At 72.3% G+C, this 22,529-nt stretch carries 15 protein-coding genes and 1 riboswitch; of the genes, 6 read left to right on the top strand and 9 right to left on the bottom strand.

Annotation, left to right across the window (positions count from 1 at the left end):
- Nucleotides 1–42 precede the first annotated feature (42 nt).
- The 3 genes from ACGFWI_RS16095 to ACGFWI_RS16085 are packed head-to-tail and all read right to left on the bottom strand — an operon-like array spanning nucleotide 43 to nucleotide 5,446.
- Entirely contained in the window at nucleotides 43–1,416 is a 1,374-nt protein-coding gene (locus ACGFWI_RS16095; RefSeq protein WP_393906563.1) for a VWA domain-containing protein, read from the bottom strand.
- Nucleotides 1,413–4,295, bottom strand: a complete 2,883-nt coding sequence (locus tag ACGFWI_RS16090) for a DUF5682 family protein (RefSeq protein ID WP_393906562.1) — start codon at nucleotides 4,293–4,295, stop codon at nucleotides 1,413–1,415. The genes ACGFWI_RS16095 and ACGFWI_RS16090 overlap by 4 nt, the downstream gene beginning before the upstream one ends.
- Complete coding sequence (locus tag ACGFWI_RS16085; protein ID WP_393906561.1) at nucleotides 4,292–5,446, bottom strand: AAA family ATPase; 1,155 nt, start codon at nucleotides 5,444–5,446, stop codon at nucleotides 4,292–4,294. Before ACGFWI_RS16085 ends, ACGFWI_RS16090 begins: the two co-directional genes overlap by 4 nt.
- A 167-nt stretch (nucleotides 5,447–5,613) precedes the next feature.
- On the opposite strand from ACGFWI_RS16085, the gene ACGFWI_RS16080 reads away from it, so the two are divergent.
- Together ACGFWI_RS16080 and ACGFWI_RS16075 are read left to right on the top strand one after the other, a co-directional pair.
- The gene (locus tag ACGFWI_RS16080; protein WP_393906560.1) at nucleotides 5,614–6,975 is read left to right on the top strand and encodes an SWIM zinc finger family protein; all 1,362 of its coding nucleotides are present in this window, start codon (nucleotides 5,614–5,616) and stop codon (nucleotides 6,973–6,975) included.
- Between the two features lie 80 nt (nucleotides 6,976–7,055).
- The gene (locus ACGFWI_RS16075; RefSeq protein ID WP_393906559.1) at nucleotides 7,056–8,951 is read left to right on the top strand and encodes a DUF5691 domain-containing protein; all 1,896 of its coding nucleotides are present in this window, start codon (nucleotides 7,056–7,058) and stop codon (nucleotides 8,949–8,951) included.
- Nucleotides 8,952–9,010: 59 nt separating this feature from the next.
- On the opposite strand, the gene ACGFWI_RS16070 is transcribed toward ACGFWI_RS16075, so the two are convergent.
- The gene (locus tag ACGFWI_RS16070; protein WP_393906558.1) at nucleotides 9,011–9,469 is read right to left on the bottom strand and encodes a cobalamin B12-binding domain-containing protein; all 459 of its coding nucleotides are present in this window, start codon (nucleotides 9,467–9,469) and stop codon (nucleotides 9,011–9,013) included.
- 375 nt (nucleotides 9,470–9,844) lie between these two features.
- On the opposite strand from ACGFWI_RS16070, the gene ACGFWI_RS16065 reads away from it, so the two are divergent.
- Nucleotides 9,845–10,777 (top strand): esterase/lipase family protein, encoded by a 933-nt coding sequence (locus ACGFWI_RS16065; protein ID WP_393906557.1) that lies wholly within the window; start codon nucleotides 9,845–9,847, stop codon nucleotides 10,775–10,777.
- A 249-nt stretch (nucleotides 10,778–11,026) separates the two neighbouring features.
- Entirely contained in the window at nucleotides 11,027–12,883 is a 1,857-nt protein-coding gene (locus ACGFWI_RS16060) for a peptidoglycan DD-metalloendopeptidase family protein (protein WP_393906556.1), read from the top strand.
- A gap of 59 nt (nucleotides 12,884–12,942) precedes the next feature.
- Here ACGFWI_RS16060 and pcrA read toward each other — a convergent pair whose 3' ends face one another.
- Nucleotides 12,943–15,420, bottom strand: coding sequence for a DNA helicase PcrA (pcrA, locus tag ACGFWI_RS16055; protein WP_393906555.1), 2,478 nt, complete (start codon nucleotides 15,418–15,420; stop codon nucleotides 12,943–12,945).
- 290 nt (nucleotides 15,421–15,710) lie between these two features.
- Nucleotides 15,711–15,895, top strand: a riboswitch (cyclic di-AMP (ydaO/yuaA leader).
- A 7-nt stretch (nucleotides 15,896–15,902) separates the two neighbouring features.
- Between pcrA and ACGFWI_RS16050 the strand changes: the two genes are divergently transcribed.
- A complete protein-coding gene (locus ACGFWI_RS16050; RefSeq protein ID WP_393906554.1) occupies nucleotides 15,903–17,054 on the top strand; it encodes an NlpC/P60 family protein in 1,152 nt (383 codons plus the stop codon).
- A gap of 183 nt (nucleotides 17,055–17,237) precedes the next feature.
- Here the strand turns inward: ACGFWI_RS16050 and ACGFWI_RS16045 are convergent, their stop codons facing one another.
- Nucleotides 17,238–17,591 carry a hypothetical protein gene (locus ACGFWI_RS16045; RefSeq protein ID WP_393906553.1) on the bottom strand — a complete coding sequence of 118 codons (354 nt, stop codon included), beginning with the start codon at nucleotides 17,589–17,591 and terminating at the stop codon, nucleotides 17,238–17,240.
- A 325-nt stretch (nucleotides 17,592–17,916) separates the two neighbouring features.
- On the opposite strand from ACGFWI_RS16045, the gene ACGFWI_RS16040 reads away from it, so the two are divergent.
- The gene (locus tag ACGFWI_RS16040; protein WP_393906552.1) at nucleotides 17,917–19,044 is read left to right on the top strand and encodes an NlpC/P60 family protein; all 1,128 of its coding nucleotides are present in this window, start codon (nucleotides 17,917–17,919) and stop codon (nucleotides 19,042–19,044) included.
- A gap of 25 nt (nucleotides 19,045–19,069) precedes the next feature.
- Here ACGFWI_RS16040 and ACGFWI_RS16035 read toward each other — a convergent pair whose 3' ends face one another.
- From ACGFWI_RS16035 to ACGFWI_RS16025, 3 genes are all read right to left on the bottom strand, one after another.
- Nucleotides 19,070–20,194, bottom strand: a complete 1,125-nt coding sequence (locus ACGFWI_RS16035) for an alpha/beta hydrolase (protein WP_393906551.1) — start codon at nucleotides 20,192–20,194, stop codon at nucleotides 19,070–19,072.
- Nucleotides 20,195–20,379: 185 nt separating this feature from the next.
- Complete coding sequence (locus ACGFWI_RS16030) at nucleotides 20,380–21,093, bottom strand: LuxR C-terminal-related transcriptional regulator (RefSeq protein ID WP_393906716.1); 714 nt, start codon at nucleotides 21,091–21,093, stop codon at nucleotides 20,380–20,382.
- Nucleotides 21,094–21,182: 89 nt separating this feature from the next.
- The gene (locus ACGFWI_RS16025; protein ID WP_393906550.1) at nucleotides 21,183–22,481 is read right to left on the bottom strand and encodes a PspC domain-containing protein; all 1,299 of its coding nucleotides are present in this window, start codon (nucleotides 22,479–22,481) and stop codon (nucleotides 21,183–21,185) included.
- Nucleotides 22,482–22,529: the final 48 nt, after the last annotated feature.

Here is a 22,529-nt window from a genome sequence, read left to right as displayed (position 1 = left end):
CATGAGGAGCCAGGTGCCACGCAAGTCCGCCAGGGGTTCCTGTCACCGTTGCTCCGCCATGTCCGGTATGGGCAGCGGCCGTTTCTCGATCGCGGCCGCCATCACGTCCGGAAAGAGATCCGGGGTGCAGGCGAACGCCGGTGCCCCCAGGGCCGCGAGGGCCGCGGCGTGGTCACGGTCGTAGGCGGGCGCCCCCTCGTCGGAGAGTGCGAGCAACGTCACGAACTGCACGCCGGACGCCTTCATCGCGGCGACCCGCTTGAGCATCTCGTCCCGGATGCCGCCTTCGTAGAGGTCGCTGATGAGGACGACGACGGTTTCGGTGGGGCGGGTGATGCGGGACTGGCAGTAGGCGAGGGCACGGTTGATGTCCGTGCCGCCGCCGAGCTGGGTGCCGAAGAGGACATCGACCGGGTCGTCCAGTTGGTCCGTCAGATCGACGACCGCGGTGTCGAAGACGACGAGCCGGGTGTCGAGGGCCCGCATGGAGGCGAGCACCGCGCCGAACACCGAGGCATAGACGACCGAGGCGGCCATCGAACCGGACTGGTCGATGCAGAGCACCACGTCCTTCTTCACCGACTGCGCCGCGCGGCCGTAGCCGATCAGCCGCTCGGGGACGATCGTGCGGTACTCCGGGAGGTAGTTCTTGAGGTTCGCCCGGATCGTGCGGTTCCAGTCGATATCGCGGTGGCGCGGCCGGCTGATCCGGGCGGAGCGGTCCAGTGCGCCGGTGAGGGTGGCGCGGGTGCGCTGCGCCAGCTTCTTCTCCAGCTGCTCGACGACCTTGCGGACGACGGCGCGGGCGGTCTCCTTGGTGGTCTCGGGCATGACCTTGTTGAGTGAGAGCAGGGTGCCCACCAGATGCACATCCGCCTCGACGGCCTCCAGCATCTCCGGCTCCAGCAGCAGCGCGGACAGCCCCAGCCGGTCGATGGCGTCCCGCTGCATCACCTGCACCACGGAGGACGGGAAGTAGGTACGGATATCGCCGAGCCAGCGCGCCACCCCGGGCGCCGAAGCCCCGAGCCCCGCCGACCGCCTGCCGTCGGCCGCCTTGCCGCCGTTTCCCTTCTCCCGTCCGTAGAGCGAGGCCAGCGCGCCGTCCATCGCCGCGTCCCGCCCCCGTAGTTCACACCCCGTCCCGTCCGCGCCGCCGCCACCGAGCACCAGCCGCCAGCGGCGCAGCCGCTCGGCTTCAGAGGCGGGGGCGGGGGTAGCGGGGGTGGCGGGAGCGGGGTCCGGGTCCGTCGTGCGGGCGGTGGTCGTTGCCGTCACCGGGGCAGTAGTCGTGCCCGTTGCCGTCGCCGGGGCGGTGGTCGTACTCGTTGCCCCCGGGGCGGTGGTCGTAGTCGTTGCCGTCACCGGGGCAGTGGTCGTAGTCGTTGCCGTCGGGTCCGGTGTCGTGCGGGTCATGTCCGTGCCCCCGTGAGGTCGTCGGCCGGTCGGATGGTGTCCGGTTGCGGGTCGTTCGGCTCCTCGCCCGGCTCGTCGTCGAAGCCGTGGGCACCGATCCCCAGCAGCATGCGCAGGGTGGGGAGGACGGCCGCGGCGCGGTCGCGGTCCAGGCCGGGGCCGAACCCGGGTGCGGCGGCGTCCGGGGCATCGCCGGCCGGGTGGCGGGACGGGGCCGCGGGGCCGCGGCGGATCAGTTCGCCGAGGGTGCGCCGCACTCCGGCCTCGTACTCCGCGAAGGTCCGGCGCAACAGCGGCAGGACGTCCGTGAACGCGGCGTCCGGCACACCGGTCAGCCAGCCGTCGACCAGCGCGAGCAGCCGTTCGTCATGGACCAGCAGCATGCCGCCGTCCCCGCCGCCGACGAATCCCTCGATCCATCCGGCAGCCTCGGTGGGCGGGGTACCCGGCGAGAGCGCGAGCCCCATCAGCCGCTCCGCTCCCCCGTCGCCCAACTCCCCCTCGTCCAGCAGGAGTCTGGCCGCCCGACCGCGGATCAGGCCCGGTACGGCGTCCCGTTCGCTCACCGCCCGCAGCACCCCGGCCCACCGCGTCCGCAGCTGCCGCGATCCGGGCCGCTGCCCGGTCTCCTGCTGGCCGAGGAGGCCGACGGCCTGGTGGGTGGCGTCGAGATGGCCGCGCATTTCGGCGGCGCCGTCGGCATCCAGGCCCGGACAGGCGGGTGGCAGTCCGACGAAGACCCGCTCGGCCAGGCCCGTCGCCACCTCGCGGAGCGCCACGGCGTCCGTGCCGCGCACATCGCCGTAGCGCACCGACCGTACGAGGGCGGGCAGCGCCTGGGCGAGATGGCCCACGTCCGCGTCCAGCGCCGCGCGGTCGGACAGCGCCCGCATCACCACCGGTAGTGCGTCGGGGAGTTCGGCCAGCAGACAGCGCTCGGCGAGCGCCGTCACGTCGGCGAGCGTGGCCGCCCCGGACGCCTCGGAGGCGGCCTTGGCCGTGGCGGCCGAGAGCACGGTCGTGCCCCAGATGCCGGCCTCCGCGACCCGCACCGACAGTTCGGGCTCCCAGCGCAGCCGCCAGGTCTCCCGGAAGGTGCCGGTGCTGCCGCGGGAGCGGGTGGGCTCGCCCCAGGGGATGCCGAGCAGCCGGAGCCGGTGCAGCAGGCGGCTGCGGCCGGCGTCGGTCTCCTTGCGCAGGTCCAGTTCCCGTTCCCGTTCCAGCGCCTCCGGTTTGAGCCGCAGCGTCCGCTGGCTGCGGGCGATGTCCCGTTGCAGCGGCACCGCGGGGGCGTCCTCAGGGACCTCGCCCAGCACCTCCCCGACCACCAGCCGGTCGTGGATCAGCGAGGACGGCGCATCGGAGCCGTCCCCCATGACGGCCCGGATCGCGTCGTCCAGTTCCGTCAGCCCGGCCAGCGGACGGCCGCGTACCGTGGCCAGCCCCTCGGCGAGCCGCACCGCTTCGATGACATGCGCCGACGAGACGGCGTAGTCCTCCTCCCGGAGCAGCCCGGCGACCTTGGTCAGCCAGCGTTCCACGGGGCGGTCGGGGACGCTGAAGAGATGGCCGTACCAGCCCGGTGAGGCGATACCGGCGCCGTAGCCACTGCGACGGGAGAGCCGTCGGTGTGTCCAGGGCACCCAGGTCACCGCCGTCTTCACCTTCGGCAGTCCCTTGAGCAGCTGCCGGTCGGCGGCCACGGTGGTGCGCTGCGCCAGGGCCGGTACGTGCCAGGCACCGCACACCACGGCGATGCCGTCCCCGAACTCCCGCCGCGCGGCCCGCAGTCGCAGCCGCATATGCGCCTCGCGCACCGGATCGCGGTCATGGCCGCCGTCCCCGTACGTCTCGCGCAGCGCCCCCATCGCCTCGGCCAGCGCCACGAACGGGGCCAGCGCATCCACACCGGAGCCTCCCCCGCTCCGGGCTCCTCCCCCACTCCCGGCTTCGCCTCCACTCCCGACTTCGCCCCCACTCCCGGCTTCGCTCGAAGCTTCGCTCGGGCGGGAGGACCCCCCTGACCGGAAGGCACCCCCGCCTCCGCGGTGCTCGACCACGTCCTCCCACCAGCGCTCCGGGTCGTCGTACCCGGCCGCCTCGGCCAGCACCCGGATCGGATCGACCCGCACCTCGGTCGCGGTCTCGGTCGCGGTCGCGGTCCCGGCTTCAGTCGCGGTCGCGGTCGCGGTCCCGGCTCCGGTCCCGGTTCCGGCTCCGGCTCCGGCTCCGGCCTCCTGCGCGCCGAGTCCTTCGCCGGCGGTCCCCGGGCCGCCGTCCGCGCCGCCTCCGTCCGCCACGCCTCCGGCCGCTGGGCTTGCGGCCGCTGGGCTTGCGGCCGCTGGGCTTGCGGCCGCTGGGCCTCCGGACTCTGCGCCATCGGGCTCCGTGCCTCCCGACTCCGCGCCACCGGTCTGGGCGCGGTCGGCTTGCCCGCCGTCAGCGTCCCTCTCGCTGCCGGGCCCCTCCTTGCCGGCCCCCTCCTTGCCATCGGCCTCCTTACCGGCGGCCGGCCCCCCGTCGGCCGCTCCCTCGCCCGCCGTCCCTTCGTCGTCCCCCATCGCCAAGGAGTGCGCCGCGGGCAGATCGATGAAGCGGACGGGGACGCCGCGCTCCAGTGCCCAGCGCATCGCCACCCACTCCGGGGAGAACTCGGCCAGCGGCCAGAACGCCGCACGGCCGGGATCGTCCTGCGCATGGGCGAGCAGTGCGACGGGCGGGCGCATCCCCTCCTGGGCGGCCAGCGGCACCAGCGCGTCCGCCTCCGGTGGTCCCTCGATCAGGACCGCGGCGGGCGTGCACTGGTCCAGGGCGGCGCGCACCGCCCGCGCCGAGCCGGGGCCGTGATGCCGCACCCCGAGCAGCACCGGCCCGGTCATGCGCTCACCTCACGGCAGGCGCGGTAGAAGTCCTTCCAGCCGTCGCGCTCACGCACCACGGTCTCCAGGTACTCCTGCCAGACGACCCGGTCCGCTGCCGGATCGCGGACCACGGCTCCCAGAATGCCCGCGGCCACGTCCCCGGAGCGCAGCACACCGTCCCCGAAGTGGGTGGCCAGCGCCAGCCCGTTCGTCACCACCGAGATGGCCTCGGCCGTGGAGAGGGTGCCGGACGGCGACTTGAGCTTGGTGCGGCCGTCGGAGGTGAGGCCGGCCCGCAGCTCGCGGAAGACCGTCACGACACGGCGGATCTCGTCCAGGCCCTCCGGTCCGGCCGGGAGGTCCAGCGAGCGCCCGATCTGCTCGACCCGGCGCGAGACGATGTCCACCTCTTCGTCCGGGGTTGCGGGCAGCGGCAGTACGACGGTGTTGAAGCGGCGGCGCAGCGCGCTGGAGAGTTCGTTGACCCCGCGGTCCCGGTCGTTGGCGGTGGCGATCAGATTGAAGCCGCGGACGGCCTGCACCTCCTGTCCCAACTCCGGGATGGGCAGGGTCTTTTCCGACAGGATCGTGATCAGCGTGTCCTGGACGTCGGCGGGGATGCGGGTCAGTTCCTCGACCCGTGCGGTCATGCCCTGCGCCATCGCGCGCATCACCGGACTGGGCACCAGCGCCTCCCGGCTGGGGCCGTTCGCGAGCAGCTGGGCGTAGTTCCAGCCGTAGCGGATGGCCTCTTCGGGTGTGCCGGCGGTGCCCTGGACCAGCAGGGTGGAGTCGCCGCTGACGGCGGCCGCCAGATGCTCGGACACCCAGGTCTTCGCGGTGCCGGGCACGCCGAGCAGGAGCAGTGCGCGGTCCGTCGCGAGGGTCGTCACGGCGACCTCGACGATCCGGCGCGGGCCGACATATTTGGGTGTGATGACCGTGCCGTCCGCGAGCGCGCCGCCGAGAAGGTACGTCGCGACCGCCCACGGCGAGAGCCGCCACCGCTCCGGCCGCGGCCGGTCGTCGGCCGCCGCGAGGGCCTTCAGCTCCTCCGCGAAACTGTCCTCGGCGTGCGGCCGCAGCGCTTGGCCGCCCGTGGCGTGCGGCGGCGTCCCGCCGCTCGGATTGCTGTCGTCGTCCGTCGTCTGGAAGCTGTTCTCGGACATGGTTCCCCCTCGTCGCAACGTCTGCGGCCGGGACCCCGAAATCCCTGCGGCCGCTTGCGGAATCAAGCCTGCACCACGCCACTGACAATCCCCCGAAAACCCGCCCTGAACTGCGAGTTCATCGCGCGTCACGGCGATTGTCAGTGGGGCGTCGTAGCGTCGATGACATGAATCCGCAGGGGGAACGCTGGACGACGGATCAGGTGCTCGCGCTGGCGCCTGACGAGGCTTCGCGCAAGGCGGGCGGCAAGCTCGCGGCGCCGGGACCGTGGTCGGAAACGGGCGCGGACGAGGGCGCGGTGTGGGGGCAGTGCAAGGGCAGCGGCAAGAAGCCGTATCAAACGGTCGTGGAGCTCAACGGACCCGCATTCAAGTGCAGTTGTCCGAGCCGCAAATTTCCGTGCAAGCACGCGCTGGGGCTGCTGCTGCTCTGGGCGGGCGGCGGCCAGGAGGTGCCGGCAGGGGAACCGGCGCAGTGGGCGGGCGAGTGGCTGGCCGGACGCATTGAGCGCGCCGAGCGGTCCGCGGATTCGCCCCCGGGCGGCGGCACTCCGTCGCGTGCGCCGGCCGACCCGGAGGCGGCCAAGCGGCGGGCGGAGCGCCGGATGCAGCGGATCGGCGCCGGTGCGACGGAGCTGGAGCAGCGCCTGGAGGATCTGCTGCAGTCCGGTCTGGCCTCGGCCGAGCGCGCCGGTTACGGGGCCTGGGACGAGACGGCCGCCCGCATGGTCGACGCCCAGGCGCCCGGTCTCGCCTCGCGGGTAAGGGAGTTGGGCTCGGCAGTGGCGTCCGGTCCGGACTGGCCGGCCCGGCTGCTGGAGGAGTGCGCTCTGCTGCACCTCCTCGACCAGGGGTTCCTGGGCATCGAGCGGCTGCCGGCTCCCCTCGCGGCGACGGTCCGCTCGCGTGTCGGGCTGACCACGGACACGGCGGATCTGCTGACCGGCCCCGGGACGACCACGGTCCGGGACCGCTGGCTGGTGCTCTCCCAACAGGACAGCGAGGACGGCAAGCTGACCACCCGCAGAATCTTCCTTCGGGGCGAGCGGACCGGCCGGATGGCGCTGCATCTCTCCTTCGGCGGCGCCAACCGCCCTCTGGACCTGGCCCTGCCGCCCGGCCTGGTGCTCGATGCGGACCTCGCCTATTACCCGGGCGCCCGCCCCCTGCGCGCCACCCTGGGCGAGCGGCACGCCCCGGCCGCCCCGGGGGCCGTGCCACCGGGCTGCGGCATCGATGCCGCCCTCGCCTCGTACGGCGACGCTCTGCGCGACGACCCGTGGCTGGATTCCTGGCCGGTGGTGCTCGCCGAGGTCACCCCGATTCCGGGCCGGGACGGAAAGAGCTGGCAACTGGCCGATGCGGACGGGGAATCGGCGCTGCCGCTGGACCCGCGCTGTCCGGCCCGTACGAACCTGTGGCAGCTGGCCGCCATATCGGGCGGCGCGCCGGTCACGGTCTTCGGCGAATGCGGCCACCGCGGCTTTCTGCCGCTGACCGTCTGGGACCCGGCCCCGGTGTCCCTGTGACCCGAGCCCCCGCCACACCGCCGGCTACTGCCTCCCGCCACCCGCGCCCGCCGTCCACCACCGATCCCCGGAGGAAGCGCATGACGCCCACCACCACGCCCACTCCACCCACGACTCCCGCAGCTCCCGCCACTTCCAATGCATCCTCCGCCCCCTCTTCCCTCACCCCGACCGCCCCGGCCCCCTGGGCCGATCTCGTGAGCGCCGCGCTCCTCGGGACCGAGCGGCGGACGCCGCCGGTGGCGGTGCGGTCCGGGCAGGGCGGCGCGGCCGCGCTGCTGGACGCGGCCGCGGTGAGCACGGTGCGCCGGCGCGCCGCACTCCGCCCCGCGCCGGCCGGTGAGCGGCCCGCCGCGGCCCCGGCCGACCTACGCCCCCCGTTGCCGTCCGCCGCCCGCCGCCGGCTGTCCCTGCTGCTGGCCGACCGCGGCGCAGGCGGCAGCCGCCGCGGCACGGCCCCCGATCTCACCGAGCTGCTCCCCCAGTGGCTGGCCGCCGCCGGTGAGTACGGCTATCGCGCCCCGGAGGCGCTGCTGCCCGCGCTGCTCGACGCCGCCCGCGCCCGTACGGACCTGCGGCCCGCCGCGCTGGCGCTGGCGGGGCCGCGTGCCCTGTGGCTGTCGCGGCTCAACGACGAGTGGAAATTCGCGCTCCGAGGGGTCGGCGGCCCGGCCGAGCTCTCCGGAGACGACAACCCCGAGGGCGTACGACGCCGTTGGGAGGAGGGCCTGTTCGCGGAGCGGGTCGCCCTGCTGACCGCGCTGCGCCGCCAGGACCCGCAGGCCGGCCTGGCCCTGCTGGCCACGACCTGGCCCACGGAGCGGGCCGAGGACCGTCTGATGTTCCTCGACTCGTTGCGCGAGGGCCTCTCGGGGACCGATGAGCCCTTCCTCGAACAGGCGCTGTCCGACCGCAGCCGCAACGTCCGCGCCACGGCCGCCGAACTGCTCTCCACGCTCCCCGGCTCCGCCCTCGCGGACCGTATGGCGCAGCGTGCGCACACCTGCGTCGGCCTGGACCGTACGGCCGGCGCACCGGTGATCGCCGTGGAGGCGCCGCACGAGTGCGATGCGGGGATGCAGCGGGACGGCGTGGCGCCCAAGCCGCCCTCCGGACGGGGCGAACGGTCCTGGTGGCTGGGCCAGTTGGTGGAGGCAACGCCGCTGGACGGATGGCACGCCCGGTTCGGGGGCCGCGACGCGGCGGAGATCGTCGCCCTGCCGGTGGGCGACGACTGGCGGACGGAGCTGCACGACGCCTGGTGCCGCGCCGCGGTGCGACAGCGGAACGCCGACTGGGCGCGGGCGCTGCTGGGCGCGCCGGGCGCGCCGTCCCAGGCGGCCGAGGTCGCACCGGCCGGCTCGTCGCGGGACCTGACGAAGCTGCTGACCGTGCTGCCCGGTGCCGAACGGGCCTGGTGGGTGGCGGAGTTCATCGCGGCACACGGGCTGTCGGAAGCCTTCCGGATGCTCGGCGTGTGCGCGGTCCCCTGGGCCGAGCCGCTGGGCGGGGCCGTCGTCGACGCCCTGGACATCGCCCGGGACGCGGGCAGCTACCCGTGGAGCTTCAGCGGGGTGATGGGCCTGGCCGAGCGCTGCCTGGACCCGGCCGCGGCGGGCCGTTTGGAGATGCTCACCGCCGTCACGGACGAGCCGGAGGGCGCCTCACCGGGCGCCGGCGGCTACTGGTCCGAGGCCTTCCAGCGCCTGGTCGGCACCCTGCGCCTGCGCGCCACCATGCACGCGGAACTCACCCCGCCCCCCACCGGTCACGACAGCGGGGGCGAGAGCGAATCGGCCGGCCCTGCCGACACCGGCACGAGCACCGGCACCGACACCGGCACGAGCACGAGCACGAGCACGAGCACGAGCACGAGCACGAGCACCTGCACCGATACCGGCCCGGACACCGGCATCACTACCGGTACCCCGGCCGGCGCCCCCCGCCGGGCCACGCGACAGCCCCTCGCCCCATGACCCTCCGCTCCGGAACCACCGGTGCCGCGGCCGCCCAGGCCGCCCGGCCGTCTCGCGTCTCAGACCGCCAGCGACCGCACATTCGCATTGACCCACGCCACGATCGAGGCGGTCGTCGCGCCCGGCGTGAAGATCTCCGCGACGCCCTGCGCCTTGAGCGGGGGGATGTCGGCCTCTGGGATGATGCCGCCGCCGAAGACCTTGATGTCCGCCGCGTCGCGTTCCTCCAGCAGGGCGATGACCTTCCCAAAGAGGGTGTTGTGCGCGCCGGACAGGATGGACAGCCCGATCGCGTCGGCGTCCTCCTGGATGGCGGTGTCGACGATCTGCTCCGGGGTCTGGTGCAGCCCGGTGTAGATCACCTCCATACCGGCGTCGCGCAGCGCCCGCGCGATGACCTTGGCACCCCGGTCGTGCCCGTCCAGGCCCGGCTTGGCCACGACCACACGGATCGGCCCCGACCTGCCCGCCGCGCCCTGGCTCCCCGCTTGCGCTCCGTCATGCCGAGCCACACTCATCACTGCCTCCAAGCCATGCACGGCACCGTGGTGCCGCCGAGCCGACAATCGATCGCGCGACCGCGATCCGGCGGCCACGAGCGTGAACGAACGTTATCGCCAGCATCCCGTACCCAGCCGTTTCGTGACATCCGGGGAGGGGGAAATCACACATGGGACACGTTCGCTACGCGCCGTGTTCCGTGTGTCGTGCCGCCAGAGCCGGGCGGATCCGTACACGCGGGGCGGGCGCACGGGGAGTCGCAGCCGGGCCACCGCGCCGCCGGGCGCGCATCAGGGCGGGTACGCCGCATGCCCGCCGTCGCTGCTCATGGCTTCCCACGAGGGCATACGGGGGTCAAAGCCGCCTCCCGCGTGCCGTTCGGGAGGTCGGCCATGCAGGCCCTGCCCTTTCTCTCCGCACCCCTTCTGCTCGCGCGCCTTTGCGCCGCACCACTCCGGCGCGCCCGCCGGCTCCCCACCTACGCCTCTTCCGTGCTCCTGCGCAGCACGGCCGTGGAACTGGCGGTGCTGGCCGGCCATCTCCTCCTCTATCCGACCGGCATCTCCCCGGAACGCCCCGTGCCACGACCCGCACCGCACCCCGCGGCCGGGACTCCGGAAGGGCACCCGGCGCCGGAGCCCTTGCAGCCCGCCGCCGATGCACCGTCACTGCTGCCTACCGAGGGCCGGGCCCATCCGCCGGTCCTCCTGCTCCATGGCTTCATCGACAACCGCTCCGTCTTCCTGCTGCTGCGCCGCTCACTGCAGCGGCACGGCTGGCGTCGTGTCGAGGCGCTCAACTACTCCCCGCTGACCTGCGATCTCCGTAAGGCCGCCGAGCTGCTGAGCCGGCATGTGGAGGAGGTGTGCGCGCGGACCGGTCATCGACAGGTGGACATCGTGGGCCACAGCCTGGGCGGGCTCATCGCCCGCTATTACGTCCAGCGGCTCGGCGGCGACGCCCGCGTCCGTACATTGATCACGCTCGGGACCCCGCACTCCGGCACCCGCATCGCGCCCTTGATGTCGGCGCACCCGATCGTCCGCCAGATGCGCCCCGATTCCGAGGTGATTGCGGAGTTGTCGCTTCCGGCGCCACATTGCCGGACGCACTTTGTCGCTTTCTGGAGTGAAGAGGACCGGGTGATGGTTCCCGCCACGACGGCCAGAATCGACCACCCGGATTTGCTCGCTTACAACGTGCATGTCGCCGGTGTCGGACATCTCGCGCTACCGGTCAACGGCACCGTCGCCGCCGGCATACGTGAAGCGCTGACCTCGGCGGAGACGGCGGAAGGAGCCGCGGACGTCATTTCGGTGGCCTGACCCCGACCGGTGGCGAACGCCCCGTTTCGGCCTCGCGCGAGGCCGAAACGGGGTCGCACAGGCGACCTGATCTTGGCTTAATGTCGAACAAACATCGAACGGGGCGCCAAGGGCTCGCATGGGGACTGCCGAAAGGCGGCCAAATGCCCGGTCTGGCCGAACCCAAAACCTGTGGAAGATTGTCGCCGCCATGTACCGCCGGGTACAGTCACCGCTAATTCTCCTGCTGCCGAGGCGAAAGAGAAGTTGGTGAACGACCGTCACCCATCGGGGGCTCAGCCCCCGACCAGCTCCACTTCCGACGCCTCGTATGCGCATTATCCGGCCTACGACTCCTACGGGCAGCAGCAATCCCCTTCGGGCAGCGCCGAATACGGCGACGGCGACCCCCTTTTCGGCTCGCTCCCCAGCTCGTACGAGACCGGTATGTACGACACCGGCACCTATGACACCGGGATGTACGACACCGGTACGCACGACACGGGCGCCTACGGCATGAGCGCGTACGGCACGGGCACCTTCCACACCGGTGCGTACGACACGGGTGCGTACGACACAGGCGCATACCCGGCGGCCGACGGCTACGACACCGGCAGCTACACCACCGGCGCCTACGACACCGGCACCTACGCCTCGGCACAGTGGGACACCGGCGCCTACCAGACCGGTGCCTACGACAGCGGCGCCTACGCCGCCACCGACCCGCACCCGGCCGCCGCGGGCTACGACCCCTATGCGCACACGTCGTACGAGACCCCGGCGCACGACGCGACCGCGTACGCCTCTCCCGCGTACGAGACGGCGGCCGCCTATGAAGCCACGGCCTACGGGCACGGCGGGTACGACACCGGGAGCTACCCCACCGGCACGTACGACACCGGGAGTTATGCGACCGGCGCGTACGAAACCACCGGAGCGTACGAGACCACCGGCGCCTTCGACACCGTCGGCCAGCAGGCCACCGCGCTCCAGGAGACCGGGAGCTTCGAGGCCACGGCGGTCTGGCCGACCACGGACCGGAACCTGATCGCCGGCATTCCGGCCCAGGCCGGCCCGCCCCCGACCGACACCGTCCACTGGGACACCACCGCTTGGGGCGACACCCCGCACTTCGAGACCGGTCAGCCCGACGTCGGTCAGCTCGACACCGGTCGGTTCGACACCGACGGTTACGACGCCGATGTTTTCGAGGCCGGCCGGACCGGGACCGACGGCGGCTCCCCCGGCGAGGGTGATCTCTCCGACGACGCAGCCGCCACCAGCGATGCCGCCGCCGTGGCGGACGCCATGACGCAGGCCATGCCGGTCACCGCCGCGGCCCCCGCCGGGCGGCGGGTCGTTGGCCCGGACGCCGGGAAGGCCGTCCGTGGCCGGGGCCGGAAACGGCCGGTAAAGCGGTCGGCGCTGCTGACCGTGGCCGTCCCCTCGGTCGCCGCCATGGGCGTGTGCGCCGTGGCTGCCGCGTCCGTCACCGGATTCACCGGGGACGACAAGGGCGACGCGACCGCTCAGGCCGCGCCCGACCCGGGGGCCGTCAAACCGTCCGCGGCGAACAACAAGCTCGACACCCAGCTCGCCGGACTCAGCGCCAGCGCCGACGACTTCCGCGACCGGGCCAGCCGCACCCAGGAGCGGATCGACCTCAAGGAGCGCCAGGCGCTGGAGCGTGAGCGCAAGGCGAAGGAGGCGGCGCGCAAGGAGGCGATGCGCCCCAAGTTCGTGCTGCCGGTCACCCAGCACGGGCTGAGCGCCACCTTCGGCCAGGCCGGTGTGAACTGGATGTCCGTGCACACCGGCATCGACTTCCCGGTCAGCTACGGCACCCCGGTCAGCTCGGCCACCGACGGCACCATCCGCACCCAGTGGAACTCCGCCTACGGCAACATGGCGATCGTGACGGCGCCGGACGGCACCGAGATCTGGTACTGCCATCTGAGCAGCACCAAGATCCGGTCCGGGTCGGTCAAGGCCGGTGACCAGATTGCCTATTCGGGCAACTCAGGCAACTCCACGGGACCGCATCTGCACTTCGAGGTGCGCCCCGGCGGCGGCGCGGCGGTCGACCCGCAGCCGTGGCTGCGCGACCACGGCCTCAACCCGAACTGACCGCCGTCTCGCCGTCACAGCCCCCGGGGGACACCCCGCGGGGGCTGCTCGGCCCCCCGTTACAGCTTCTCCACCGGCGCATACCGCAGCAGCAGCCGCTTCGGCTTCTCGCCGCCGAAGTCGATCGTCGCCTCGGCGTTGTCTCCGCTGCCCTTGACGCCGACGACCGTGCCGAGCCCGAAGGTGTCGTGGGTGACCCGGTCACCGATGGCCAGGGCGACCACCGGACGGTCCGCGGCGCGGCGGGTCGCAAAGCCGCTCGGGCCCTTGGCGCGCGACGACGACAGCATGGAGCCAAAGCCGCCGCCTCCGCTGCCCGCCGACATACCGCCCATCGACGCGGACGGCGTCGCCGGGCCCGTGCGCTTCCAGTCCACGTAGTCGACCGGGATCTCCTCCAGGAACCGGGAGGGCGGGTTGTACGAGGGCTGGCCCCAGGCGCTGCGCATCGTCGAGCGGGTGACATAGAGCCGCTCGCGGGCGCGGGTGATGCCGACATAGGCCAGCCGCCGCTCCTCCTCCAGCTCCTTGGTCTGGCCCAGCGAGCGCATGTGCGGGAAGACGCCGTCCTCCAGGCCGGTCAGGAAGACCGTCGGGAATTCCAGGCCCTTGGCGGTGTGCAGCGTCATGAGCGTGATCACGCCGCTGCCGTCCTCGTCCTCGTCCGGGATCTGGTCGGAGTCGGCGACCAGCGCGACCTGCTCCAGGAAGTCGGAGAGCGTGCCGGGGCCCGGGGCATCAGCCCCCGATGTCGCAGCCTCACCACGGTCCTGCTCGAACTCCAGGGCCACGGCGGCGAGTTCCTGGAGGTTCTCGATCCGGGTCTCGTCCTGCGGGTCGGTGGAGGCCTGGAGTTCGGCGAGGTAGCCCGTACGCTCCAGAACCGCTTCCAGGATCGTGGCGGGGCCGGCACCGGACTCTACGATGGTGCGCAGCTCCTCCATGAGGACGTTGAAGCGCTTGACGGCGTTGGCGGAGCGGGCCGCCATGCCGTACGCCTCCTCGACGCGGCGCAGGGCCTGCGGGAAGGTGATCTTCTCGCGCAGCGACAGGGCGTCGATCATCGCCTCGGCGCGGTCGCCGATGCCGCGCTTGGGGACGTTCAGGATGCGGCGGAGCGGGACGGTGTCCTCGGGGTTGGCGAGCACCCGCAGATACGCGAGGACGTCGCGGACCTCCTTGCGCTCGTAGAAGCGCACCCCGCCGACGACCTTGTAGGGCAGCCCGACCCGGATGAAGATCTCTTCGAAGACACGGGACTGGGCGTTGGTGCGGTAGAAGACGGCGACCTCGCCGGCCTTGGCGTCTCCGGCGTCCGTGAGCCGGTCGATCTCGTCGGCGACGAACTGCGCCTCGTCGTGCTCGGTGTCGGCGACATAGCCGGTGATCTTGGGGCCGGCACCGGCGTCCGTCCACAGGTTCTTGGGGCGGCGGTTCTCGTTGCGCTCGATGACCGCGTTGGCGGCGGAGAGGATCGTCTGCGAAGAGCGGTAGTTCTGCTCCAGCAGGATCGTCGTCGCGTCCGGATAGTCCTCCTCGAACTGGAGGATGTTGCGGATCGTGGCACCGCGGAAGGCGTAGATCGACTGGTCGGCGTCACCGACGACGCACAGCTCGGCGGCGGATACGGCGGGGCCGACCAGCTCGCGGACCAGGGTGTACTGGGCGTGGTTGGTGTCCTGGTACTCGTCGACGAGGACATGGCGGAAGCGGCGGCGGTAGTGCTCGGCGACATCCGGGAAGGCCTGGAGCAGATTGACCGTCGTCATGATGATGTCGTCGAAGTCCAGGGCGTTGGCCTCGCGCAGCCGCGCCTGGTACATCGCGTACGCCTCGGCCAGGGTCTTCTCGAAACCGTCGGCCGCCGTCCCGGCGAAGGTCTCCTCGTCGATGAGCTCGTTCTTGAGGTTGGAGATCTTCGCGCTGAAGGACTTGGGCGGGTAGCGCTTGGGGTCCAGGTCCAGATCGCGGCAGACCAGGGCCATCAGGCGCTTGGAGTCGGCGGCGTCGTAGATCGAGAAGGAGGATGTGAAGCCCAGCTTCTTGGACTCGCGGCGCAGTATGCGTACGCAGGCGCTGTGGAAGGTGGAGACCCACATGGCGTTGGCCCGCGGGCCGACGAGCTCCTCGACGCGCTCCCTCATCTCGCCGGCGGCCTTGTTCGTGAACGTGATCGCGAGGATCTGGCCGGGGTGGACATGGCGCTCGGCGAGCAGATGCGCGATGCGGTGGGTGAGCACCCGGGTCTTGCCGGAGCCGGCGCCGGCGACGATCAGCAGCGGGCCGCCGGTGTGCACCACGGCGGCCTTCTGCTCGTCGTTGAGCCCCTCCAGCAGCGTCGCCGGATCGAGGGCGGGACGGGCGGCGCCGTCGCGGTAGTACGCCTCTCTGGGCGGGGGCGCGTCGAACTTCCCGCCGAAGAGGTCGGCGGGGATCTCCTCCGGGGCCGGACCGTGCTCGTCCTCGGGAGGCGGCGGGTGCTCCTCGCCCTTGTGGCCGAGGTCCGCCAGGAAACTGTCGTCAAAGAGGCTGCTCATCGCCCACCGAGTCTAGGCCGCCGCACTGACAGTCCGCCGCGGAGTAGCCCATTGTCTGCCGCTTGCGGGGCGAGGCGTGGCACCGCGGCAGGTCAGGTGGCCGGGACCGTCACAGATCGGTCGGCGGCTCGTCTACCCGAATCCGACATCTGCCACAACAACCCCCGCATCGCGTTCAGGTCACGAAAAGGTTTCGGGCATATCGAACATCAGCCTTCACAGGAGCCACACGAGTTGGCTAACGTCCTCGCTCAGGCAGCCCGCCTCCCCGTGGACGACAGCGTCCGCACGGGCCGCCCACGCCGAGTCCGGCCCTGCCCTCAGGCACCCGGAGCCGGGGACCCACCAGCACCACCGGGGTGAATCGATCCGGACAGCCGTCGCCAGCGGACGTCCGGACCGTAGGGCAAGCCTTCCGTCAGCGACACCGCCCGAACCCGACAGCTAACCCGGTAGGCGGTCCACGGAAGGAGTCGCCGGCCTTGGCGTCGCATCGCAAGCCGCGCACCAGCATTCTCGCCTCACCCGGAGGCCGACGTACGGCCGTCGGGCTCACCACTGCCGCCCTCGCCTCGGCCACACTGCTCTCGCAGTCCGCCGACGCGGCCCCCAGGGCGCCCAAGCCGACCGTCGAAGAGGTCAAGCAGAAGGTCGACGGCCTCTACCGCCAGGCCGAGGTGGCCACCCAGAAGTACAACGCCGCCAAGGAGCACGCCGACACACAGCGCCACACCGTGGACGGCCTGCTCGACGCCGCCGCCAAGCGTGCCGAGAAGATGAACGAGTCCCGGCGCCAGTTGGGGACCTTCGCCTCGGCGCAGTACCGCACCGGCGGCATGAACCCGACGGCGCAGCTGATACTCGCCAAGGATCCGCAGCAGTTCGTCGACCGCAGTCACCTCATGGAGCGGCTCACCGGCCGGCAGAAGCAGGCCGTCACCGACTACCAGGAGGAGCAGGCGGCGGCCGCCCGGCAGCGCGCCGAGGCGACCCGCAGTCTGGAGCGGCTGCAGACGTCGCAGACCTCCCTCAAGGAGTCCAAGCGGTCCGTGCAGCAAAAGCTGGCCGAGGCCCGGCAGCTGCTCTCCCGGCTGACCGCCCAGGAGAAGGCGCGGCTCGCGGAGCTGGAGCGCCGGAAGGAGGCGGCGGCCAAGCGCAAGGCCGAGGAGGAGGCGCGCAAGCAGCAGGAGCGCGAGCGCCAGCGGCAGCACGACGGCGGCGGCTCGGCCGGCGGACAGACCGGCGGCGGTGCGGACGACGGCGGCTCGACCGGCGGTTCCACCTCCGCCAAGGCCGACAAGGCGCTCGCCTTCGCCCGCTCCCAGATGGGCAAGCCGTACGTCTGGGGCGCGACCGGCCCCAGCTCCTACGACTGCTCGGGCCTGACGCAGGCCGCGTGGAAGGCCGCCGGTGTCAGTCTGCCGCGGACCACCTGGGACCAGGTCAAGGTCGGCCAGCGAATCGCCACCAAGGACCTCAAGCCCGGTGACCTGGTCTTCTTCTACGACGACATCAGCCACGTGGGCATGTACATAGGCGGCGGCAAGATGATCCACGCGCCGCACCCGGGCGCCAACGTCCGCGAAGAGTCCATCTACTACATGCCGATCTACGGGAGCGTCCGCCCAGGCTGAGACCCGGCCGCGCTCCCCCGGACCACCCCCCACGGCCACCCCCACACGCCACCGCGCGGCCGTCGCCTCCGGATTCGGAGTGCGATGACCGCGCGGTGTGCCGTGGAGGGGGCCTTCCCGGCCCACGGGGGAGCCTTCTACCCGGCCCGTGGAGCCCTGTTCCCGGGCGGACCGCCGCTCCGCTCAGGTCCAGAGCACGGCGATGAAGATGTTGGCCACCGTCAGCGCACCGACCGCGCCGAAGAGCGGCTTGGCGACCGTCTCCTCGTCCCGCTTGACGTAGACCAGCGCCAGGATGACCACCAGAACGGCCATCTTGATGCCGATCTTGATGTTGTTGAGGCTGTGGCCCGCGGCCTGGTCGAGGCCGACCAGCACGATGCCGGTGACCAGCATCGTCAGCGCGCCGTGCAGCATCGCCGGCACAAACCGGGCGGTGCCCGCGCTCATCGCCTTCATCTGGGTCAGAAAGCCGCCCAGCAGGGAGGCGATGCCGATGATGTGCAGGCCGACGAAGAGATTGATTACTACGTCCATAGTGCTGGATCGTATCCGCCGCATAGCACGGCCCTTCGGGCAGGGCGCCCACAATCGCCGCTTCGGTCAGGCCGGGCCCGGTCCCGGCCGTGCGGCCACGGCGCCGCGGTCAGCCGCGCGCCGACCGCGGTCGAAAGCGAACAATCCCGGGCAAGCACACCCGTCGCCGCAACACCCGGGCTTAGCGTCCTCCTCCAGGCGGCCGACTCCCCGCCATCGCCGGCCTCCCACCGGCGTCCTGTCGGCCGCTTCGCCGAGAGGCGTGGCGGCGGTCCGTTTCCCTCGTTACGGACCGCCGCCGGGCCCACGGCTCGAAGGGAAGGAAGTGACGGCCACCGTGGCCTCGCACCGCAAGCCCCGGCAGCATCCGCTCACCGCTCTCACCGGTGGCTCCCGCAGCGCACGCACCGCCCGTACGGCCGCCACCCTGGCGCTGGCCGGTGCCGCCACCGCCACCGGCTTCGACGGCACCGGCCAGGCCGCGCCCCAGCCCACCCCCGCCCAGGTCAAGAACCGGGTCGACGCGCTGTACCAGGAGGCAGAGGTGGCCACGCAGAGCTACAACGGCGCGAAGGAAGCCGCCGACACCGCACGCGAGGAGCTGAGCAGGCTGCAGGACGAGGCCGCCCGCAGGACCGGGAAACTGAACGCCGCCCGCACCGAACTGGGCGCCATGGCCGCGAGCCAGTACCGCTCCGGCGGCATCGACCCGACCGTACGGCTGTTGCTGTCCGCGGACCCGCAGCGCTATCTGGACGGCGCCGCGGTGCTGGAGCGTACGGGCAGCCACCAGGCGACCGCGGTGGCCGGATACGCCCGCCGGCTCGGCAGCGTACGGCAGATCCAGCGGCGGGCCGAGGACACCGCGGAACGGCTGGCGGACACCGAGGCGGCGCTGAAGAAGCACCGGGTCACGATCGTCCACAAGCTGGGCGCCGCCGAGCAGTTGCTGAGCCGGCTGACCGCGGAACAGCGGCAGCGGATGGCGCGCCGCGGCGGCGCCGGCGAGGGCCGCGCGGACCGCGGGACCGGGCGCGGGGACGGCCTCCTCGGCGGGGTCCCCACCGGTTCGGCAGCCGCCGCGGCCGCGGCGCAGGCCCCCGACCCCCGTGCCGCGCGGGCCGTCGCTTTCGCCTACGGCGCCCTCGGCAGGCCGTACGTCTGGGGCGCGACCGGCCCCTCCGCGTACGACTGCTCGGGGCTGACACAGGCCGCCTGGAGGTCCGGCGGTGTGGCGCTGCCCCGTACGACCTACACCCAGATCAGCTCCGGGCCGCGTATCGACAGGTCCCAACTCGCCCCCGGTGACCTGGTGTTCTTCTACTCCGGCATCAGCCATGTGGGGCTCTACGTCGGGGACGGCAAGATGATCCATGCGCCGCATCCGGGGGCGCCGGTACGGATCGCGCCGATCGACCAGATGCCGTTCGCGGCGGCGACCCGGCCGGCGTAGGGGGCCGTTTGCGGGGGTGCCGCGCTCACGCCCTGAGCTTCATCCCCAGCCAATGGAAGATCTGCGGCACCTGGTGCCTCCACACCACCGTGGTGTGGCCGCCGGCGCCCGACGAGATCTGCTGCACGTCCACCGTCGTCGGGTACTTCGCGAGCTGTCGCAGACCGATGCCGGCCTGGTAGCCGTCGCCCGCCGCGCCCGACACATACAGGGCCGTACGCGGCGGCTTCCCGGCCGCGTTGGCGGACTGCAGGATGTGCATCGGGTTGGACTCGACGCGCAGCTTGGGGTCCTTGCCGGCCAGCGAGTCGCGTTCGAGCGCCGGGTCGTTGTAGCCGGACATCGCCACCGCGGCGCGGTAGCGGTCCGGGTGGGCCAGGGCGAGCTTGGCGGCGCAGTGCGCGCCCGCCGAATAGCCGGCCAGGGCCCAGGAGTCGGCCTTGTTCCCGGCCCGGAAGTTGTCGAGGATCATCTTGCGGACATCGACGGTCAGCCAGCTGTCGGCGTTGACCTTCCCGGGGATGTTGACGCAGCCGGTGTCCGCGCCGGGGAGGATGTTGGTGCGCGGTGCCACCAGGATGGCCGGTTTGACCTGGCCGCGCTGCATCAGCGGCTGGAGTTGCTCGGCCACGTGCAGCGAGCCCAGCCAGGACTTCGCCGAGCCCGGGTAGCCGGGCAGCAGCTCGACCACCGGGAACTTCTTGTTCCGGTAGGCCGGGTCGTTGTACTGCGGCGGCAGCCATACGTAGACCTCGCCCAGCACGCCCGAGATCCGGCCCTTGAGCTCGGTCATCTGCACGCCGGGGCCCACCCTGGGGTCGTCGGCCGGGCGGAACTGCTGGAGCTGCTTGGGCTCGTTCTTGATCTGCTGGCCGCCCATGCCGTCGGGGCCGAGGTCCCGGGCCGCCTCGACATGGCTGCCGGTGCCGAGCAGATCGCCCCAGGTGTCGTAGAGGTTGTTTGCGTTGTTGACCAGGACGAAGACCACGGTGAGGGCCGTGACCTGGGCGAACAGCAGCATCAGCAGCCGGCCGAGGCCGCGCGCCAGGGGCGGCCCGGCTATTCGGCCCCACAGGGCGAGCGGCAGCACAAAGGCGACGATCAACAGCGTGACCGAGGTGAGGAAGAAGGGCGTGCCCGTCAGGCTCATCGGGATCTCGCTTCCAGGACAACTACGCGAAGGACGTGGGGGTGGTTCCGGCCCCGCCTTCGGCAGTGAGCCTCTCCGCGCCCTTAGATGGTGATCCGCGTGGTCCTGGTTGCCCGTCTTTGGCCGTTCTTTACGACCCGCTCTCCGGCGGCCCCGCTATCCGGCCCCCGAGCGGGTTGTGCAGGTCAGACCAGCCGCCGGGCCGTGGCCCAGCGGGTGAGCTCATGGCGGTTGGAGAGCTGGAGCTTGCGCAGCACCGCGGAGACATGGGATTCGACGGTCTTCACGGAGATGAACAGCTGCTTGGCGATCTCCTTGTACGCATAGCCGCGGGCGATCAGCCGCAGGACTTCGCGCTCGCGCTGGGTGAGGCGGTCCAGGTCCTCGTCGACCGGCGGGGCGTCCGTCGAGGCGAAGGCGTCCAGGACGAAGCCGGCCAGCCGCGGGGAGAACACCGCATCGCCGTCGGCGACCCGGAAGATCGCGTTGACCAGGTCCGTGCCGGTGATCGTCTTGGTGACATAGCCGCGGGCGCCGCCGCGGATGACGCCGATCACGTCCTCGGCCGCGTCGGAGACGGAGAGCGCCAGGAAACGGACCGGGCGCTCCGGGTCGGCCATCATCGCGGCGCTACGGCGCAGCACCTCGACACCGCCGCCCCCGGGCAGATGGACGTCCAGCAGGACGACCTCGGGGCGGGTGGCCGTGATGACCGTGATCGCCTGGTCGACGTCGGCCGCCTCGCCGACCACCTCGACGCCGGTGCGCCCGGTCTCCCCGATCTCGGCCTGGACGCCCGTACGGAACATCCGGTGGTCGTCGACCAGCACGACCCGTACGGTCCGGCCCTCGGCCGTCCCGCCGCCGGTCTCGCCCTGCTGTGCGCCCTCGCTGCTCATCTCTTCCGCCCGTCCCTCGATGTCTGCCCGGTCATCATCCCGTGCTCCGGCCCGCGGTGTCGCCACCGGCTGCCGCTCGCCCGGCCCGGTCATGTGCCGTGCTCCGCCGCCGGGCGTTCCATTTCCAGCTCGACGACCGTGCCGCCCTCGGGGGCGGAACGCAGCCGGGCCGTACCGCCGTTGCGCTCCATACGGCCGATGATGGATTCCCGTACGCCCATCCGGTCCTCGGGGACCGCGTCCAGGTCGAATCCGGGGCCGCGGTCGCGCACCGAGACAAAGACCGTGCGTCCCTCGACCTCGGCGAACACCTGCACCGCGCCGCCCTCGCCACCGTACTTGGCGGCATTGACCATCGCCTCGCGTGCGGCCTGCATCTGGGCGCCCAGCGCCTCGTCCAGCGGGCAGTCGCCGACGATCACGACTTCGATGGGGACGCCGTGGTCGTCCTCCACCTCGGCGGCGGACGTGCGGACCGCCTCCGCCAGGGTGGCCGGTTCCTCGTCCTCCTCCTTGCCGCGGCCCTCGGGTTTGTAGAGCCACGCGCGCAGCTCCCGCTCCTGGGCGCGGGCCAGCCGCGCCACCTCCCGGGGATCCTCGGCGTTGCGCTGGATCAGGGTGAGGGTGTGCAGCACGGAGTCATGGACGTGGGCGGCCACTTCGGCGCGTTCCTGGGCGCGGATGCGCATCAACCGCTCCTCGGAGAGGTCCTGGGTGATCCGCACGAGATAGGGGCCCGCCAGCAGCGCGATGCCGACGACGACGGCGAGCGAGGCCTGCAGCACCGCGCCGAGATGGCGCACCGACCCCTGCAGCACGACGATGCCGGTCACCCCGACGCCGACCAGCAGCACACCGGCCGCGCCGCGCAACACCGGCAGCACGCCCTTGCGGCGGCCGAGCTCAAGCCATTGCGCACGGCGGGAGTTGTCCGCCTGGCGCCACACGAGGGCGACGCCGGCGCCGATCAACACCACCGGCCAGACATAGCCCTTGGCCTGACCCAGCTGAAATCTGGAGGCGACGATCGCAGCGCCGACGAGCAGCGCAATCAGCGCGAAGACCTGGCCCTTGTCGGGCTTGTGCCGCCGCAGCCGCAGCTTCCCGCCGGCCGTGGCGGGCTGCCGGTGGTCCACGCCGCCGACACCCAGCGGGACGAAGAACCAGAACGCGGCATACAGCAGGGCGCCCATGCCGTCGGCCAGGAACAGGGCCACGAACACGATCCGCACCCAGGAGACCGGCAGCCCGAGATGCCCCGCCAGACCGCGCGCGACACCGCCGAGCAACCGCCCGTCGGCGCTGCGGTACAGCTTGCGCACGGGTGGCTCATCAGGGTCCGGCGCCGGGGCGTAGCTCGTCTCGGCGCGGGGCGGAGCGGTGGTCATGTCCCCGATCGTCACACGGCGCCGGGGCCCGGGGCATCAGGGTCGACC

Source organism: Streptomyces sp. NPDC048434, from assembly GCF_043200375.1.
Lineage (GTDB): Bacteria > Actinomycetota > Actinomycetes > Streptomycetales > Streptomycetaceae > Streptomyces.
This window is presented reverse-complemented; position numbering and strand designations above follow the sequence as displayed.

Excerpts from the sequence above, each read along its gene's own strand:
- ACGFWI_RS16065 (WP_393906557.1), top strand. The coding sequence starts at position 9,845 with ATGCAGGCCCTGCCCTTTCTCTCCGCACCCCTTCTGCTCGCGCGCCTT.
- pcrA (WP_393906555.1), bottom strand. The coding sequence starts at position 15,420 with ATGAGCAGCCTCTTTGACGACAGTTTCCTGGCGGACCTCGGCCACAAG.
- ACGFWI_RS16025 (WP_393906550.1), bottom strand. The coding sequence starts at position 22,481 with ATGACCACCGCTCCGCCCCGCGCCGAGACGAGCTACGCCCCGGCGCCG.
- ACGFWI_RS16030 (WP_393906716.1), bottom strand. The coding sequence starts at position 21,093 with ATGAGCAGCGAGGGCGCACAGCAGGGCGAGACCGGCGGCGGGACGGCC.
- ACGFWI_RS16080 (WP_393906560.1), top strand. The coding sequence starts at position 5,614 with ATGAATCCGCAGGGGGAACGCTGGACGACGGATCAGGTGCTCGCGCTG.
- ACGFWI_RS16095 (WP_393906563.1), bottom strand. The coding sequence starts at position 1,416 with ATGACCCGCACGACACCGGACCCGACGGCAACGACTACGACCACTGCC.
- ACGFWI_RS16075 (WP_393906559.1), top strand. The coding sequence starts at position 7,056 with ATGACGCCCACCACCACGCCCACTCCACCCACGACTCCCGCAGCTCCC.
- ACGFWI_RS16085 (WP_393906561.1), bottom strand. The coding sequence starts at position 5,446 with ATGTCCGAGAACAGCTTCCAGACGACGGACGACGACAGCAATCCGAGC.
- ACGFWI_RS16070 (WP_393906558.1), bottom strand. The coding sequence starts at position 9,469 with ATGAGTGTGGCTCGGCATGACGGAGCGCAAGCGGGGAGCCAGGGCGCG.
- ACGFWI_RS16035 (WP_393906551.1), bottom strand. The coding sequence starts at position 20,194 with ATGAGCCTGACGGGCACGCCCTTCTTCCTCACCTCGGTCACGCTGTTG.
- ACGFWI_RS16045 (WP_393906553.1), bottom strand. The coding sequence starts at position 17,591 with ATGGACGTAGTAATCAATCTCTTCGTCGGCCTGCACATCATCGGCATC.
- ACGFWI_RS16090 (WP_393906562.1), bottom strand. The coding sequence starts at position 4,295 with ATGACCGGGCCGGTGCTGCTCGGGGTGCGGCATCACGGCCCCGGCTCG.